Genomic DNA, 15,259 nt, shown 5'->3' with positions numbered 1-15,259 from the left:
AACGCAAGTCTCCCGCAATCACGCGGGTTTATGGAGAGCAACAGCATGGAAGCCACCCCGGTAGACCGTTCAGCCCCGAGCCGTTACTTGGCAGTGCTGGGCTTGTCACTGCTGTTCAACCCCTCAACCCCGGCCATGGCCTTTACCCCCGAGCTGCATTCGGCTTACGCGCTGAAAGCGGCGCAGGCGTTTCAGCGCTGCCCGGGAGTAAAGCTTCCTGCGCAGTTGGGCGAGGCCTTGGCTGATGGAACGGACGCAGAAGACTCAAGCCCGCTGACGATCCTTCAGCGCATCACCCACTGGCATTTCTACAACCGCAACGAAAAGCTTGAGCCATTCTGGTTCGTCGAGCGCAATCTGGACGCGATTTTCAACAAACGCATCAAGAGGCTGAACGAGCTGCTGGTGAAGCCTGACGCCGACCCGGTTGAAGTATACGAGCAGGCAGGAAGAGTCTTGCATTACATACAGGACATGAGCGTCCCCGGCCATGTAGTGCCGGCCTACCACGCCAAGTTGCCGGGCAATCATTCCGATCCATTTGATGAGTTCGAGAGCATTGAAGCGCTGCCAGTGTTCGACTTGTCTGACGCGCAGTGTCAGGCACTTCGTGATGAGGCGGATAAAGCCGATGCCAACCCTCGACGTTTTCTGGATGCCGCTGCCACAGCAACCTTGCAAGCGATAGAGCAGATAGACGCGGCCGGTAAACCTGTCGTCGACGGCGCATGGAAATCGTATTGGGTGTATCCCGCCCGAGATACCGATGAAGCCCGCAAAGGCTGGGGCCAATACGGTACCTGCGAATTTGCAAAGGGCAATGTCAATGCTGGGTGCAAGCGTGAAGAAGAGCTTGTGGCGTTGTTCGAACAACAGTCTCGGCAGGCTCAGAGAAACTCGGTGCTGATGCTTTTTTATGTGCAAAAGAAGCTGGCCGAAGCAGGCCAGAAAAACTCCAGTGCAATGGCTGATCAATAGTGGGGACTGAAATTTAGAATGCGCCGCTTAATAACTCATGGATGTGTTGTCGTCAGTGTTGCGATGCTGTGTTCAGGATGTACCTCCTATGCGACCGTGCCGACAATCAACGAACACGCTGGAACCGCAACCCAGGAAATCATCTCCAGCTTCAGCTACGAAATAGACTCTCCCTGGAAAAACAGTCGCCTTGGCAAAGACGCCTACGCGCAGACAAAAAGCATGTTTCCACATGCACAGGATCACAGCTCCAGCCCTGTAGCCTCGAGCCTCCCTGCACTGGAAATCAAAGTCTCGGAATTTTCATTGGGTGGCGCTTGCACACAAGAGTATTTGACGGGGTTGAGTTTTGGTTTGATTCCGAGCTGGTGCACAAGGCCAGACCTGTACAAGTTTGATTTCACCCTGAATAAAGATAACGGCTTTTGCAGGCAGAGAACTTACTCAGTAAGCGCCACAACGGTTTCACACCTCGTGATGATTCCGTTTGCGCTGTTTGAGCCCGAGAAACGACCACTGGCCATTTATCAGGCTTCGCTAAAAGATTTCCTTCAAGCCGATCAATGTTCCAAAGGCTTGTGAACAGCGCATCAGGCCTTGAGAAATCTCGCGGCGTAGCTGACAAACAACAACAGGAAAACCAAGCCACCCAAAGCGACCACCAGCGTACTGAGATGCGCAACCATGCCGATAAACGCCGGGCCCATGAGAATGCCGGCGTAGCCCATGGAAATGATCGCCGGAATCGCGGTGCGCTGCGGCATGCGCTGTTGTCGACCCGCCGCGGTAAACAGCACCGGGACAATGTTCGAGCAGCCGATGCCGACCAAGGCATAGCCCAGCAATGCCGCCTGCCAGCTCTCGAACACAAGCGACACCAGCATGCCAGCGGCGGCGCAGATCCCGCCTAGCGCCACCACGCGAACGCCACCCAGTCGGCTGACGATGGCATCTCCGGTCAGGCGCCCGAGCGTCATCGCCGCCGCGAAGCTGGCATAACCCAAGCCGACGTAGCTGGGTTCCATTGCGCGTTGCGAGGCGAGAAAAACCGCGCTCCAGTCAAGCATGGCGCCTTCCGTCAGGAAAACAATGAAACACAGGCTGCCCAACAGCAGCACGATCCCCCGTGGCAGCGCCAACAACGGGCCGTCTCTCTCCGTGCCATAGGGCAACAAACTTGGCGCAGCCTTGTACAGCGCGGCGAGGATAATCGCCACCAGGCAAAGCACGGACAGCAGTGGATTCAGCCCCAGGCTGAGCATCGCCGTCATGGCCCCGGCACCGGCGATACCGCCGACACTGTAGAGCCCGTGGAAACCGGACTGCAGGGTTTCGCCGCTGTTCTTTTCAACAATGATCGACTGGATATTGATCGCGCAATCGAGCATGCCCATGCTGGCGCCGAATCCCAGCACGGCAAGCGCCAGCCCCGGCAGCCATGTCAGATGGCTGAGCATCGGCAGCACCGAACACAACGCGAGAGTTGAGCAGATGATCACTGGTCGACAGCCAAACCGTGCAGTCAGGTAACCGGCAAACGGCATGGCGACGATCGAGCCGATACCAAATCCCAGCAACAACAGGCCCAGTCCGCCGTCGTCAAGTCCCGTGCGCGCTTTCACCAACGGCACGAGCGGCGCCCAGGCCGACATGACAATACCGGTGATCAAAAACACGATGCGTGTCGACACGCGTTCGCCGTAGTTTGCATAAGCTGCCAGGGATGACGTCGAAGCGTTCATTGATGCGGACATCCTTATCGGTGTCTCCCGGCTTTTTTTGGCGACGAACCGGAACAACAGCTTTTCGAGACGAAAGAGCCCCTGCCAGCATCCGTCGGGATGCTGGCAGGGAGCAGGGTTAACATGAGTGAACAGAGCGCAGATCAGCCAACAGACTTCAACGGGATAGGGCCTTTGAGCCGATCCATCATGGTCGCGCAATACCAGTCATCGAACTGACAAACGCCGGTCTCGGCGGTTTCCGAATAAGGCCCCGGCTCGTACGACGGCGAGGTCACGCCACGTTGGGTGCCCTCGACCAGCGTGCGGTCCTGATCGTTGGTGGCAATCCAGACTTTGGTCAGGCGCTCGATATCGTAATCAACGCCTTCCACTGCGCTGTCAGGTACCAGCCATTTGGTGGTGACCAAGGTTTCAGTGGCGCTGATCGGCAGCACGCGGAAGCTCAGCGCGTGGTCACCGAGGAAGTGATTCCAGGTGGAGGGATAGTGGAAGTACAGCAGCGCACCGATGTCCGTTTCAGCCGTCTTGTCCAGGCGACCGGCAACGGCCGGTTTGCCGTCCATGGTGTAGCTGACGGCACCGGATGACAGCGGAATACGGGTCATGCGGAACTGGCCGTTGATATCCATCACCAAACGGCTTGGCAATCCGGCGCTCTCACACTTGGACCAGTAAGCCGACAGCTCTGGATCATCTTCGCCACTGACGCCGCCCACCGAAAGGTTATCGACGAACGAATGCAGCAGCTCCGGATGGGAGCCGTCGCAGTGATAGCACTCGCGATTGTTTTCGAAGACCAGTTTCCAGTTGCCTTTCTCGATGATGCTCGACTCGAACGCCACTTTGCAGTTTTCAAGGTAGTGCGGCGCGATGAAAGGGCTGACGGCTTTGCGGAAACCCTCGAAATCAGGAGCCTTGGCGGCCACGCAGACGTAAATGTAGGTGTCGACGATCTCGCAGTGAACGCTTTTCAGACTGTATTGGGATTTGTCGAAATCCTGGCCCATGTTGCCGGCGAACAACAGGTTGCCATCCAGCTCGTACGTCCACTTGTGATACGGGCAAACCATCTTCGCCACTTTGCCGTGATCGGCCTCGCAGATTTTCGCGCCACGGTGACGGCAGGCGTTATGGAATGCCCGGACCTCGCCGTCTTTGCCGCGTACCACTGCGACGGGATAGTCACCGATCTGTAGAGTGAAATACTGCCCCGGCTTGGTGATTTCAAAGGTGTGGCCGGCAAAGATCCAGTCCTTGTGCCAGATCTGCTCAAGGTCCTGGCGGTAAACGCTTTCACTGCTGTAAAGAGCGCCGGGCAGCGAGTGCCAGGCTTTACGCTGTGCAATCAGGTCAAAAACGCTTTCTTTATTGTTCATTGTTATCCTCCCATAGGCGACATGGGTCTCAGCCTATATGGCCGAAGACAGACGTCACAAACGACATTTGCTGTGGGCAATTCATGCGTTGGCGTTATCGATGAGGGCCTCACTGGTGTGGCGGAACGGCGTGAAAAATCCCTTCCAGGGCAGTAATGGCACAGGGCGACTGCGCAATGTGTTGGATCGCGGCTTTCACCGCAGCGCTGCGCTCTACACCGAGACCGCTGGCGAACAGATCAAATTTCTGGCTCAGCTCTTCAGCGCTGAGGGGCGTTTCGGGGTCGCCCCGCGCGGCAGTGACCGGACTCACCAGCACCGCACCGTTCTTCAGGGTGATGGTCAGTCGGGAGAGGATTTCGTCGGGGAATCGGGCGGAAATATCGGCGGCTTCGACGATTTCGATACGGCGGCTCAACGCCAGAATATCTTCAGCAAAAATCGCCGCCCCGGTGACTTCTTCCGGACCGACCTTGCCCCGCACAATCAGTGCGGCCAACGGAAAGGCGAGGGCGTACTGCGCCTGGTCGGCGTCACTCGGCGTATGCCCCTGCAAACACATCGACTCGTAGAACGTTTCGACGCGAACGGTTTCAATCGAGTCGGCATCGAGCTGAGGGTTTTCCCGCTGCAGTTCGAGCATGGCGGTCAGCGCCGGTTGCGCCCAGCGGCAGACCGGCCAGGGTTTGAAGTACTGACTGTCGATCTCCCAGCGTGTACCAATGTCGCTCCAGTATTCGGTGACGGTGATGTCTTCAACGGTTTCTGCCGGTGCACCGGTGATGCCTTCCCGGGACATGAGCAGCGCATTCAATCCCGCAAATGCCCCTGCACCGTGGGCATCGCGCAGCATGGTCGGCGCTTGCACCACGCGCATCATCGGACAGCGTGCGCTGAAGTATTCGGCGATGCCCAAGGCGTGGCGAAAGGTCGGCTCATCGAAGCCCAGCAAGCGCGCTCCGGCACAGACCACACCCAGCGCGGAAAAACCGCCGGATGCGTGATAAGTCGGCGAGGTCGCCATCAAGGCAGAGCCGGCCCGCAGTGCCGTTTCATAACCGATGCACAAGGCGGTCAGCAGTTCATGGCCACTGATTGACTGGCCTTGATGATGCAGCGCATCGGCGAGGGCAAGCACCGCAGGAACAACCGTGGCACCGGCATGCCCCTTGGATTTGAAGTGGCCTTCGTGAGCGTCGAGGCTGTCAGCGCTGAAACCTCCGGCCCAAGCCGCACCGAGCACATTGACACGCTGCCCGGCAAAGAGCAGGCGACTGCTGTAAGCGCCCGCCGGGTAATGCTGTTCGGCAAAACGCCGCATCGCGATACTGGTGTCATTGCTGGCCGCGCCGGCCATGACGCCGACGATATCCAGCAGACTGTCCTGCACGATTGCACGGGTCTTGAACGGGGCATCGAGGAAATCAAAGTCGCGACAGAATTCGAAGAGTGACATTCAACAATCCCTTCCTGTGAGTTGAGCCGAACCGATCATGGCCGGCGCAGCTCAACAATGAGCCACGGGGAGGGTGCCGCTCTAGCAACATTTTCGGCGGGCTATTGATAACCAAATCAGCCGACGCCCGTGCGGACTGGATTAGCGGCGGGGAAACTTCGCCAGAATCCATTCGCGAAAACGCCGCAACTCGTCTTCGTTTTCGGAGCTTTCGCGACAGCTCAGGTAGTGCCAGCTGTTGCGCAATTGCACCTGCTGCTCGATCGGTCGCACCAGCAACCCTTGCTGCACCAACCCCGTGACCAAGTGATTCCAGCCCAGCGCAATGCCCTGATGCGTCAGGACCATGCTGATGAGCAGGTTGTAGTCGTTGGCATTGAAGATTTGCGGGCTGTTCGGCGGGCGGTCATCGATATCGATGGCCTGAAACGCCAGCCACACGCCCCAGTCGACATGCTCGGCGACTTGCGAACGACCGTAAGGGCTGAGGTTGAGCAGGGCCGAATCGCGCACGCCTTCGATCGTCGAAATTTCCGGGTGTTTCTCCAGATACTGCGGGGTGCACACCGGGTAAATCACGTCGTGACACAACGGGTAGCTTCTATAACCGTCGCGGATGCGCGAAATCTTAGTGATGAAGATGTCCGGCTGCACACCGGGTTCCATGGTCAGAAAGTTCTGCGTGGTGATCAGGTTGAGTTCGATATCCGGGCACTGCGCAAAGAACTCTTGCAGATGATTCGACAGCCACAGTGCGGAAAAGGCCGGCGAGCAACAGACGGTGAGGACCTTCTTGGTCGACTGGCTGCTGCGGATGCGTTCGGCGGCCTGGGCGATATTGACGAACGACAGCTGCGCGGCATCGAAGAACACCGCACCGGCGGCCGTCAGTTCCACCGCACGACCGACCCGGGTAAACAGTTGCGCGCCCAAATAGCTTTCCAGCTCACGGATCTGCCGGCTGATCGCGGCTTGAGAAACGCACAATGCCTCCGCCGCACGGGTGAAGCTTTCGTATTTGGCCGCGGCGACAAATGCCTTCACAGCCCTCAAGGACGGCATTTTCAACAGGATGGTGTCAGGGTCGACATGCTTGCTCATTCGTACACTCTCCTAACCATACAGCTCCCCAACGAAGCGCGAGGAGGGTAACGGAACCGTGCGGGGAGGGCTACGCGAGCGTCGCTGTGGGGATAGACCCGGTCGCTCATGGTGCTGACCCAGCACTTGGCAATGGCAATCGTCGCAACCGATAACCCGACGTTATCGAATTGTCCCTGTAAATGTAGTTGGATTAAGCGGGGTGATGCTAATAGATTTGAAACATCCCTTTTTCCTGGGACCTCAAAAATAATAAAAGGAAGCCCGTCGTGAAGACATTTATTCATTACCGCTGCCGCTTACAATTATTTTTGCTCGTTTGCCTGTCGCTTAATGCGAAAGATGCACGATGCGAAGGAGGCAAGGTATGACAAGTTCCGACGAGATCATCTGCGTAAAGAATGTTTTCAAAGTCTTCGGTACGCAGCCAGCACTTGCCATGAAAATGGTTAAAGAAGGCGCATCAAAAGCTGAAGTATTCAAAAAGACCGGTCAGGCGATTGGTGTTTTTGATGCCAACTTCTCTGTTCGCCGTGGTGAGATTTTCGTGATCATGGGTTTGTCCGGTTCGGGCAAATCGACCATGGTCCGATTGTTCAACCGGTTGATCGAACCAACCTCCGGGCAGATCTTTCTCAATGGCAAGGAAATCACTGGCTTAGGCGACAAGGACTTGTTGCAGGTTCGCCGCAAAGACATGGGCATGGTCTTCCAGTCGTTTGCATTAATGCCGCACATGAGCGTCATCGACAACGTCAGCTTTGGTCTGGAAATCAGCGGCGTCAGCGAAAAGGAACGCTATTGCCGCGCGATGGGCGCACTGGAGCAGGTCGGGCTTTCAGGGCAGGAACTCAGCTTTCCTCACCAACTCTCCGGCGGCATGCAACAACGTGTCGGTCTGGCCCGCGCGCTGGCCAACGATCCCGCCATTCTGCTGATGGACGAAGCGTTCTCGGCACTCGATCCGATGATTCGCAGCGAAATGCAGGGCGAGCTGATCAAGCTGCAGGCCGAGCAGGATCGCACGATCATTTTCATCTCCCACGATATAGAAGAAGCGGTTCGCATCGGTCACCGCATTGCGATCATGGAAGGCGGGCGCGTGGTGCAAATCGGCACGCCGCGTGAACTTCTGTGCAACCCGGTGAATAAATATGTTCGTGATTTCTTTAACGGCTTCGACACCAGTCGCATTCTGAAAGCGGGTGATATCGCGCAACAGGATTGCAATGTCGCTTATATACCGGGCGGGCAAACGCCGATTAAAGCGGAAGCGTCTCTTCGCGACATCTTTCATCTGGTTGCGGCCTCATCAACTCCCATGCCGGTGGTGGATGAAGTTGGGCTTTATAAAGGTTCGATTTCGCAAGGCCATCTTCTGAGCTGTCTGTGTAACAGCTGAACTGCGAATAATCAGAATTGATTTACCGCTTCTGAGGGCGAGGTAGCACCATGTCAGACTTCAACTTTCTAGATCCTTTCCAAAGTTTAAATATCCCCTTGGGCTCGTGGGTAGAGACCGCCCTTAAATATCTGGTGCATAACTTCAGGGAAGTGTTTCGCTCGATCCGCTGGCCGGTCGATCAAGTGCTCGACGGTGTGCAGTGGGGACTGCTGTCGGTTCCGCCGACGGTGTTCATCATCATCGCCGGACTGATCAGTTGGCAGATTGGCGGCAAGCGCATCGCCATTTTCAGCATCGCCACGCTCACCGGGCTTGGACTGATCGGTGTGTGGAGCGATGCGATGGTCACGCTGGCCCTGGTACTGACATCGCTGTTGTTCTGCGCAGTGATCGGCATACCGCTGGGCATCCTGTGTGCACGCAGTGATCGCACGGAAATGATCATCCGCCCGGTGCTGGATGCGATGCAAACACTGCCGGCGTTCGTCTACCTGGTACCGGTGGTGATGCTCTTTGGTATCGGCAACGTCCCCGGTGTGATCGTCACCATCATCTTTTCCGTCGCGCCGCTGGTGCGGCTGACCAACCTTGGTATTCGCCAAGTCCCTGCGGACAAGGTCGAAGCCGCCCGAGCGTTCGGTTGCACGGCTACGCAAATGCTGATGAAGGTGCAGTTGCCGTTGGCGGCGCCGACGATGATGGCCGGTCTCAACCAGACACTGATGTTGTCGCTGTCGATGGTGGTCGTCGCCTCGATGATCTCGGTGGGCGGTCTGGGGTTGATGGTGTTGAGCGGCATCGGCCGCCTCGACATGGGCCTGGCCAGCGTCGGCGGCGCCGGGCTGGTGCTGCTCGCGGTATTCCTTGACCGACTGACCCAGGCAATGGGTGAGCGCAGCAGCGACCTGGCCACCGGTCAGCGCTGGTATGAAAGCGGCCCGGTGGGGCTGGTCATGAAACTGAAGAAAAAGAAGAACGTTGCACGTCCAGTGACGAATTGAGTTGGCCTGCTCACCCCATTAAAAATTCCAAGCGTGGTGAAACATGAAACTGACAAATCTCAAGAAAAGCGTGGTTGCGAGCCTCGTGGCTTCAGTGTTTGGCACCTTGTTGTGCTCGGCGGTCTACGCGGCCGACGCCAACAAACCCGGTGCCGGTGTTTCGATTACGCCGATCTTCCCGACCATCGCCGAAGAGCGCTTTCGCGGTGAAGTAGTGATCGCAGGCCTCAAGGAGTTGGGCTACGACGTCAAACAGCCAAAAGAAGTCGACTACCCGGCGATGTTCCTCGCGCTGTCTTACGGCGATGCGGACTTCACCGTGCATGAATGGGAACACCTGCACCAAGCGTTTTATGAAAAGGCCGGCGGCGATGACGTGATGGTCAAAGTCGGGCAAATCATGAAGGGCGTGCTGCAGGGCTACATGATCGACAAGAAGACCGCCGAGGCTTATCAGATCAAGGATCTATCGGACCTGAAGAAACCCGAAATCGCCAAACTCTTCGACAGCAACGGTGACGGCAAGGCTGACCTGACCGGCTGCAACCCGGGTTGGGGCTGCGAGATCATGGTTGAACACCACATGAAAGCCTATGGCTTGGGCCCAACCGTGGTCGACAACCGCGGTTCGTACTTCGCGTTGATGGCAGACACCATTGCGCGCTTCCAGCAAGGCAAACCCGTGCTGTTTTTCACTTGGGTTCCGCAATGGATCGCCAGTGTTCTGGTGGAAGGGCGTGACGTGGTCTGGTTGCCGGTGCCGTTCACCTCGCTGCCAGATGGCCAGGAAAGCAAGGACACCTTCCATGATGGCAAGAACCTCGGCTTCCCGGTGGACACGATCAATGCCGTTATGAGCAAAGAGTTCGCCGAGAAGAACCCGGTGGCGCGCAAGTTTCTCTCTGAAGTCAGCATCCCGACCGCCGCTGAAAGTGCGCAAAACCTGCGCATGCAGAACGGTGAAAAGTCGCTGGCCGACATCAAGCGTCATGCCGCGGAATGGATCAAGGCCAACCAGCAAGCCTATGACGGTTGGTTGAGTGACGCCCGGGCGGCAGCGAAGTAATCGGTTCGACCACGGTTTGGCGGCGGGCCGTGCCAGTCGCCACACCCCAAAGTTGTCGTTTCAGTGAAGGTGAGCGGGTGACGCAAGATGGAAACGTTCCAGAGTCCGTTGAAACAACAGAACATCGGCTTTCGCCCATCCACCGTGATGTCGGGCCATGAACGTGAGGTGCGGGTGGCGTTTATCCTGCTCGATCATTTTTCGTTGACGACCCTTTCAACGGCGATGGATGCCTTGGCCACTGGAAACCTGATCAACGCTGAGACGATTTACACGGTATCGACCTACTCACTTCAGGGCGGGTTGGTTGAAAGTGATATCGGCGTGTCGCTGGCCTCGCAAAGGCTGGTGGCGGAAGGCTTCAATCATGATGCGGTGATTGTGGTCGGTGGCCAGCGCGTGCGGCTTGCCGCGCAGCCGTTGCTGCGCCGAGTGCTGAAGAAGTCTGCGAGCAAGGGGATCGTTGCCGGTTGCTGGAATGCCGCGTTTTATCTCGCCGATGCCGGTTTGCTCGAGACTGGGGACGTTGCGTGTCACAGCGACAGCTGCGGTCTGCTCCATGAATATTTTCCGCAGTTGAAGGTATCGACTCGCGAGTTTATTTGCGCACAGCGCCGGGCCACTTGCGCCAACGCTCATTCGGCGCTGGATATGACCCTGGCGATCATGCAGCAACTGGGTGCGCACAACGATGCGCCATTGGTTGATGAAATAAAAAGGGTTCACCAGTCTGGACACCTTCAACCGAAGACTGCCGACAGTCTCCGCTGTTCAGCCATTCCAAAGCCTTTGAACATCGCGCTCGACTTGATGGAACAAAACATTGAGGAGCCGTTGGAAATTGACGCAATCGCCAGTCAGGTCGGCGTGTCACGCCGGCAACTGGAAAGAAGGTTTGCCCGCTATCTGAATGCGGCACCAAATCGTTACTACCTGGAACTGCGTTTGACTCGGGCCCGACAATTGATTGTGCAAAGTGATCGTTCATTGACGGATGTGGCACTGGCCACCGGGTTTGTAAGCTATCCGCACTTCTATAAACGCTTCAAGGACCTGTTCGGCTTACCGCCCATGACCTTCAGGGATTATTACTACGCCAACGACTGTGCCAGTAGCGGACGTTACGCCGTGGCGGCCGGTTTTTAAAAAAAACAGTCAGTCGTCACTGTTTGCGCAAGTGCCAGTTTTGCAAGTTTCCGGATCAATGCCATTGCGTGCGTTTGCTTTGTGCCGCGTGCGTTTTGCAACTTCAACGATTAACGGTTTAACACTATGAAAGTCAGTTCATTACCCGCCGATGATGATAGTTGTGGCTGGTTTCATTTGAGCAAGCCACGCAGTCCGGAGCCGGCGCACCGTGGGCACCGTTCCGCCCGCTGGGTGATCATCGGTGCCGGCTTCACGGGACTGGCGTGCGCGCGACAACTGGCGTTGAATTTTCCCGACGCCGAAGTGGTGCTGATCGAAGCGCAGGAAGTCGGATTGGGGCCATCGGGGCGTAATGCCGGTTTTGCCATTGATCTTCCCCATGACATTGGCGCTGAGGATTACATCGGTGACATCGCGCTTGCCCGGACCAGTTTGAAACTCAATCTGGCCGGCCAATCGATACTTCGCGAGCTGGTTGATCAATACCGCATCGAATGCCAGATGAAAGCCTGCGGCAAATATCAGGCAGCGGTAGAGAACCGCGGTATCGCCGTACTCGATGCCTATCGCCGGGGCCTGGAAAAACTCGATCAGCCTTTTCAAATGATTGATGCCGATGAGTTGCCCGAACATTTGGGCACGCGGTTTTACCGCAAGGCGTTGTTCACCCCGGGCGCAGTGTTATTGCAACCGTCCGGACTGGTGAAAGGCCTCGCCGACAACTTGCCATCGAACGTCACGCTGTATGAGCGCACGCCGATTCTGGAAGTGGAGTACGGCGCGAAGACAATCCTCAAACACGCCCACGGCAGTATCACCGCCGACAAGCTGATTCTGGCGAACAACTCGTTCGGCATGCGTTTCGGTTTCCTGCAAGGGCGCATGTTGCCGATCTACACCTACGCGAGCATCACCCGGCCACTGACCGAAGAAGAACAGGCACGGCTGGGCGGCAAACCGTTCTGGGGCGCCATTCCGGCGGATCCGTTCGGCACCACGGTGCGGCGTACCCCGGACAACCGTCTGCTCATCCGCAACAGTTTCACCTTCAACCCGGATGGTCGCAGCAACAGCAAATACAACGAACGTTTCGTGCGCCGGCACAAGGCTTCATTCGATCAGCGTTTTCCGATGTTGCCGGACGTTACGTTCGACTACACCTGGGGCGGCGCCTTGGCCATGTCGCGCAACCACAACGGCTTCTTTGGCGAACTGGCGCCCAATGTTTACGGCGCGCTGGGCTGCAACGGTCTGGGTGTCACGCGTGGAACCGTCACCGGCAAGTTGCTTGCGGACTGGCTGGCGGGGCAGCGTGACCCGCTGATTGATTTCCTGTTGCAGGCGCCCGGGCCCAACAGCAACCCGCCAGAACCGTTCCTTTCGCTTGGGGTGAACATGAACCTCAAGTGGGGGCAGTACCGCGCTGGGAGAGAAAGTTGAGGGTCGCTGAAGCCTCGTCGTTCTGCTGCCGTCCTGAAGGCTTGCGCCGCCCATAACCACGATCAGCCCGGCATGCCGTCGGGCGCACGGATTGAACATTGAACCACTGGAGAAAACGCTATGAACTTTGACGGAATTTTTACCCCTGCCATTACCCCGTTGTCCGCTGATGGCCAGATCGACTATTCGGCGTTCTCCGACGTGCTCGAATACCTGATCGAGTCCAAGGTTCACGGCATCGTTATTGGCGGCTCCACCGGCGAGTATTACGCGCACACCGCCGAGGAGCGCGTGGCCGTCGCCGAGCGAGCCAAAGAGGTTATTCGCGGACGTTTGCCACTGGTGATCGGCACCGGCGGCATTCGTACTGAAGACTCGGTGTACTTCGCCGAAAAGGCCAAGTCACTCGAAGCAGATGCCATTCTGGTCGGTTCGCCACCGTATGCCTTGCCGACGCAAAAGGAAATTGCCGCCCATGTGCTCGCCGTGGACAAGGCCGCCGGGCTGCCGATCATGCTTTACAACTACCCGTCGCGGATGGGCGTGGCGATGGGCGACGAGTTTTTCGAAGCCATCGCTGGCTGCAAGAACATCGCCGCCATCAAGGAAAGTTCGGGCGAGATGAGTCGCCTGCACCGTCTGGCTCATGCCCATCCGTCAATTCAGCTGTCCTGTGGCTGGGATGATCAGGCGCTGGAGTTTTTCGCCTGGGGCGCGCGTAGCTGGGTATGCGCCGGCTCGAACTTCATCCCGCGTGAACACATCGCGCTTTACGAAGCCTGCGTGCTCGAAAAGAACTTCGATAAAGGCCGGCGGATCATGTCGGCGATGCTGCCACTGATGGATTTCCTCGAAAGCGGCAAGTTCGTGCAGTCGATCAAATACGGTAGCGAACTCAGTGGCCTGCGTGCCGGCGGTGTGCGGGCGCCACTGCAAGCGCTGGAGCCTTCCGAGAAGCAAGCGCTGGAAAGCGTGATCAAAACCCTGCAGAAAAACGTCGCGCGTATCGTCGAGGAGGCTTGAAATGGCAGACCTGCTGAGTAAAGAACAATACCTCGAGCTGGCTGCGAAACTCGAATTTCGCAACCAAGCGTTCATCAACGGCCAGTTTTGCGCCTCGCGCTCAGGCAAGACATTCACCACGACCAACCCGGCCACCGAACAGGTATTGACCGAGATTGCCGCGTGCAATGCCGAGGACGTCGATGCCGCCGTTGCAGCGGCCAAGGAAGCCTTTGACGACGCACGCTGGCATTCACTGGCGCCGTCCGCTCGCAAGTCCGTGTTGCTGCGCTTTGCCCAATTGCTGGAAGACAACGCCCATGAACTGGCGGTGCTGGAAAGCCTGGACAGTGGCAAGCCGATTCGTGAATGCCAGAACATCGACGTGCCGGAAACGATTCATACGTTGCGTTGGCATGCCGAGCTGATCGACAAGATCTACGACGCTACGGCGCCGGTCGGCTCTGGTGCGGTGACCATGGTCGTGCGCGAACCGATCGGGGTTGTCGGCCTGGTGTTGCCGTGGAACTTCCCGCTGCTGATGCTCGCCTGGAAAATCGGCCCATCGCTGGCCGCAGGCTGTTCGATCGTGGTCAAACCGGCCAAGGAAACTACGCTGAGCACGTTGCGCGTCGCTGAACTGGCGCATCAGGCGGGGATTCCCGCCGGCGTGTTCAACGTCGTGCCCGGGGGAGGGAAGGAGGCCGGTGAGCCGCTGGGTCGTCATCCGGATGTGGCCATGGTCAGCTTCACCGGTTCAACAGATACCGGGCGGCTGTTCCTGAAATATTCCAGCGAATCGAACCTGAAACGCATCGTGCTGGAATGTGGCGGCAAGAACCCGGCCGTGGTGATGAATGATGTCGAAGACATCGACCTCGTCGCTCAGCACGTGGTAAATGGCGCGTTCTGGAACATGGGTGAAAACTGCTCGGCCTCATCGCGGCTGATCGTGCACGCCGACGTCAAGGATGAACTGTTGCAGCGTGTGCAGGTGCATTTGGGTGACTGGAAAATGGGTGATCCACTGGATCCTGAGAACCGCCTCGGCTCGATGATCAGCAAGGCGCATTTCGACAAGGTGCGCTCCTACCTTGATGTGGCCCGCGACGAAAACCTCAGCGTGTTGGTGGGCGGAAACACCCGCGACGACATCTTCGTCGAGCCCACCATCGTTGACGGTGTGAGTCGCGATAGCCGTCTGTTCCAGGAAGAAATCTTTGGCCCGGTGCTAAGCGTCACCACCTTCCAGAGCGTTGACGAAGCCATTGAGTTGGCCAACGACACGGCCTACGGCCTGGCAGCATCGGCTTACACCGGCAACTTGCGCCATGCCCTGAAACTCTCGCGTGGCATCCGTGCCGGGATTGTCACGGTGAACTGCTTCGGAGAGGGCGACGCCTCTACGCCATTCGGCGGCTACAAGGAGTCGGGGTTCGGCGGGCGCGACAAGTCGATCTGGGCGCACGACCAATACACTGAAATCAAAACCATCTGGATTGATGCTTCCTGATAGTGCTTTGATGCAAGAAACCACATC

Annotated in this window: 13 protein-coding genes; 9 read left to right on the top strand and 4 right to left on the bottom strand. The window is 57.5% G+C overall.

Features of this window, described 5'->3' with window-relative positions:
• Positions 1-45 precede the first annotated feature (45 nt).
• On the top strand, positions 46-978 hold the full coding sequence (locus tag ACOYXJ_RS24260) for a hypothetical protein (protein ID WP_460371944.1): 933 nt from the start codon (positions 46-48) through the stop codon (positions 976-978).
• Between the two features lie 18 nt (positions 979-996).
• Positions 997-1,560, top strand: coding sequence for a hypothetical protein (locus ACOYXJ_RS24255; protein WP_095112144.1), 564 nt, complete (start codon positions 997-999; stop codon positions 1,558-1,560).
• Positions 1,561-1,568: 8 nt separating this feature from the next.
• On the opposite strand, the gene ACOYXJ_RS24250 is transcribed toward ACOYXJ_RS24255, so the two are convergent.
• The 4 genes from ACOYXJ_RS24250 to ACOYXJ_RS24235 form a co-directional block, all read right to left on the bottom strand.
• Positions 1,569-2,720, bottom strand: a complete 1,152-nt coding sequence (locus tag ACOYXJ_RS24250) for an MFS transporter (protein ID WP_460371942.1) — start codon at positions 2,718-2,720, stop codon at positions 1,569-1,571.
• Positions 2,721-2,863: 143 nt separating this feature from the next.
• The gene (locus ACOYXJ_RS24245) at positions 2,864-4,099 is read right to left on the bottom strand and encodes an aromatic ring-hydroxylating oxygenase subunit alpha (RefSeq protein ID WP_460371940.1); all 1,236 of its coding nucleotides are present in this window, start codon (positions 4,097-4,099) and stop codon (positions 2,864-2,866) included.
• Positions 4,100-4,208: 109 nt separating this feature from the next.
• Positions 4,209-5,555 (bottom strand): MmgE/PrpD family protein, encoded by a 1,347-nt coding sequence (locus ACOYXJ_RS24240; protein ID WP_460371938.1) that lies wholly within the window; start codon positions 5,553-5,555, stop codon positions 4,209-4,211.
• A gap of 141 nt (positions 5,556-5,696) precedes the next feature.
• Positions 5,697-6,656: a LysR family transcriptional regulator gene (locus ACOYXJ_RS24235; protein WP_007913217.1), complete on the bottom strand. Its 960-nt coding sequence runs from the start codon at positions 6,654-6,656 to the stop codon at positions 5,697-5,699.
• Between the two features lie 367 nt (positions 6,657-7,023).
• Between ACOYXJ_RS24235 and ACOYXJ_RS24230 the strand changes: the two genes are divergently transcribed.
• The 7 genes from ACOYXJ_RS24230 to ACOYXJ_RS24200 all read left to right on the top strand — a co-directional run bounded on the left by ACOYXJ_RS24230 (position 7,024) and on the right by ACOYXJ_RS24200 (position 15,232).
• The gene (locus ACOYXJ_RS24230) at positions 7,024-8,058 is read left to right on the top strand and encodes a quaternary amine ABC transporter ATP-binding protein (RefSeq protein WP_150792809.1); all 1,035 of its coding nucleotides are present in this window, start codon (positions 7,024-7,026) and stop codon (positions 8,056-8,058) included.
• A gap of 50 nt (positions 8,059-8,108) precedes the next feature.
• Complete coding sequence (gene proW / locus ACOYXJ_RS24225; RefSeq protein ID WP_150792808.1) at positions 8,109-9,062, top strand: glycine betaine/L-proline ABC transporter permease ProW; 954 nt, start codon at positions 8,109-8,111, stop codon at positions 9,060-9,062.
• Between the two features lie 43 nt (positions 9,063-9,105).
• Positions 9,106-10,128 (top strand): glycine betaine/L-proline ABC transporter substrate-binding protein ProX, encoded by a 1,023-nt coding sequence (proX, locus tag ACOYXJ_RS24220; RefSeq protein ID WP_177413126.1) that lies wholly within the window; start codon positions 9,106-9,108, stop codon positions 10,126-10,128.
• 87 nt (positions 10,129-10,215) lie between these two features.
• Positions 10,216-11,274, top strand: a complete 1,059-nt coding sequence (locus tag ACOYXJ_RS24215; protein ID WP_460371935.1) for a GlxA family transcriptional regulator — start codon at positions 10,216-10,218, stop codon at positions 11,272-11,274.
• Between the two features lie 126 nt (positions 11,275-11,400).
• Positions 11,401-12,717, top strand: coding sequence for an NAD(P)/FAD-dependent oxidoreductase (locus ACOYXJ_RS24210; protein WP_460371933.1), 1,317 nt, complete (start codon positions 11,401-11,403; stop codon positions 12,715-12,717).
• A gap of 120 nt (positions 12,718-12,837) precedes the next feature.
• Positions 12,838-13,740 carry a dihydrodipicolinate synthase family protein gene (locus ACOYXJ_RS24205; RefSeq protein ID WP_460371931.1) on the top strand — a complete coding sequence of 301 codons (903 nt, stop codon included), beginning with the start codon at positions 12,838-12,840 and terminating at the stop codon, positions 13,738-13,740.
• Position 13,741: 1 nt separating this feature from the next.
• On the top strand, positions 13,742-15,232 hold the full coding sequence (locus tag ACOYXJ_RS24200) for an aldehyde dehydrogenase (RefSeq protein ID WP_460371929.1): 1,491 nt from the start codon (positions 13,742-13,744) through the stop codon (positions 15,230-15,232).
• The last annotated feature ends 27 nt before the right edge of the window (positions 15,233-15,259 follow it).

The organism is Pseudomonas sp. Tul2A7, from assembly GCF_054790505.1.
This window is presented reverse-complemented; position numbering and strand designations above follow the sequence as displayed.

Excerpts from the sequence above, each read along its gene's own strand:
- ACOYXJ_RS24260 (WP_460371944.1), top strand. The coding sequence starts at position 46 with ATGGAAGCCACCCCGGTAGACCGTTCAGCCCCGAGCCGTTACTTGGCA.
- ACOYXJ_RS24255 (WP_095112144.1), top strand. The coding sequence starts at position 997 with ATGCGCCGCTTAATAACTCATGGATGTGTTGTCGTCAGTGTTGCGATG.
- ACOYXJ_RS24250 (WP_460371942.1), bottom strand. The coding sequence starts at position 2,720 with ATGAACGCTTCGACGTCATCCCTGGCAGCTTATGCAAACTACGGCGAA.
- ACOYXJ_RS24245 (WP_460371940.1), bottom strand. The coding sequence starts at position 4,099 with ATGAACAATAAAGAAAGCGTTTTTGACCTGATTGCACAGCGTAAAGCC.
- ACOYXJ_RS24240 (WP_460371938.1), bottom strand. The coding sequence starts at position 5,555 with ATGTCACTCTTCGAATTCTGTCGCGACTTTGATTTCCTCGATGCCCCG.
- ACOYXJ_RS24235 (WP_007913217.1), bottom strand. The coding sequence starts at position 6,656 with ATGAGCAAGCATGTCGACCCTGACACCATCCTGTTGAAAATGCCGTCC.
- ACOYXJ_RS24230 (WP_150792809.1), top strand. The coding sequence starts at position 7,024 with ATGACAAGTTCCGACGAGATCATCTGCGTAAAGAATGTTTTCAAAGTC.
- proW (WP_150792808.1), top strand. The coding sequence starts at position 8,109 with ATGTCAGACTTCAACTTTCTAGATCCTTTCCAAAGTTTAAATATCCCC.
- proX (WP_177413126.1), top strand. The coding sequence starts at position 9,106 with ATGAAACTGACAAATCTCAAGAAAAGCGTGGTTGCGAGCCTCGTGGCT.
- ACOYXJ_RS24215 (WP_460371935.1), top strand. The coding sequence starts at position 10,216 with ATGGAAACGTTCCAGAGTCCGTTGAAACAACAGAACATCGGCTTTCGC.
- ACOYXJ_RS24210 (WP_460371933.1), top strand. The coding sequence starts at position 11,401 with ATGAAAGTCAGTTCATTACCCGCCGATGATGATAGTTGTGGCTGGTTT.
- ACOYXJ_RS24205 (WP_460371931.1), top strand. The coding sequence starts at position 12,838 with ATGAACTTTGACGGAATTTTTACCCCTGCCATTACCCCGTTGTCCGCT.
- ACOYXJ_RS24200 (WP_460371929.1), top strand. The coding sequence starts at position 13,742 with ATGGCAGACCTGCTGAGTAAAGAACAATACCTCGAGCTGGCTGCGAAA.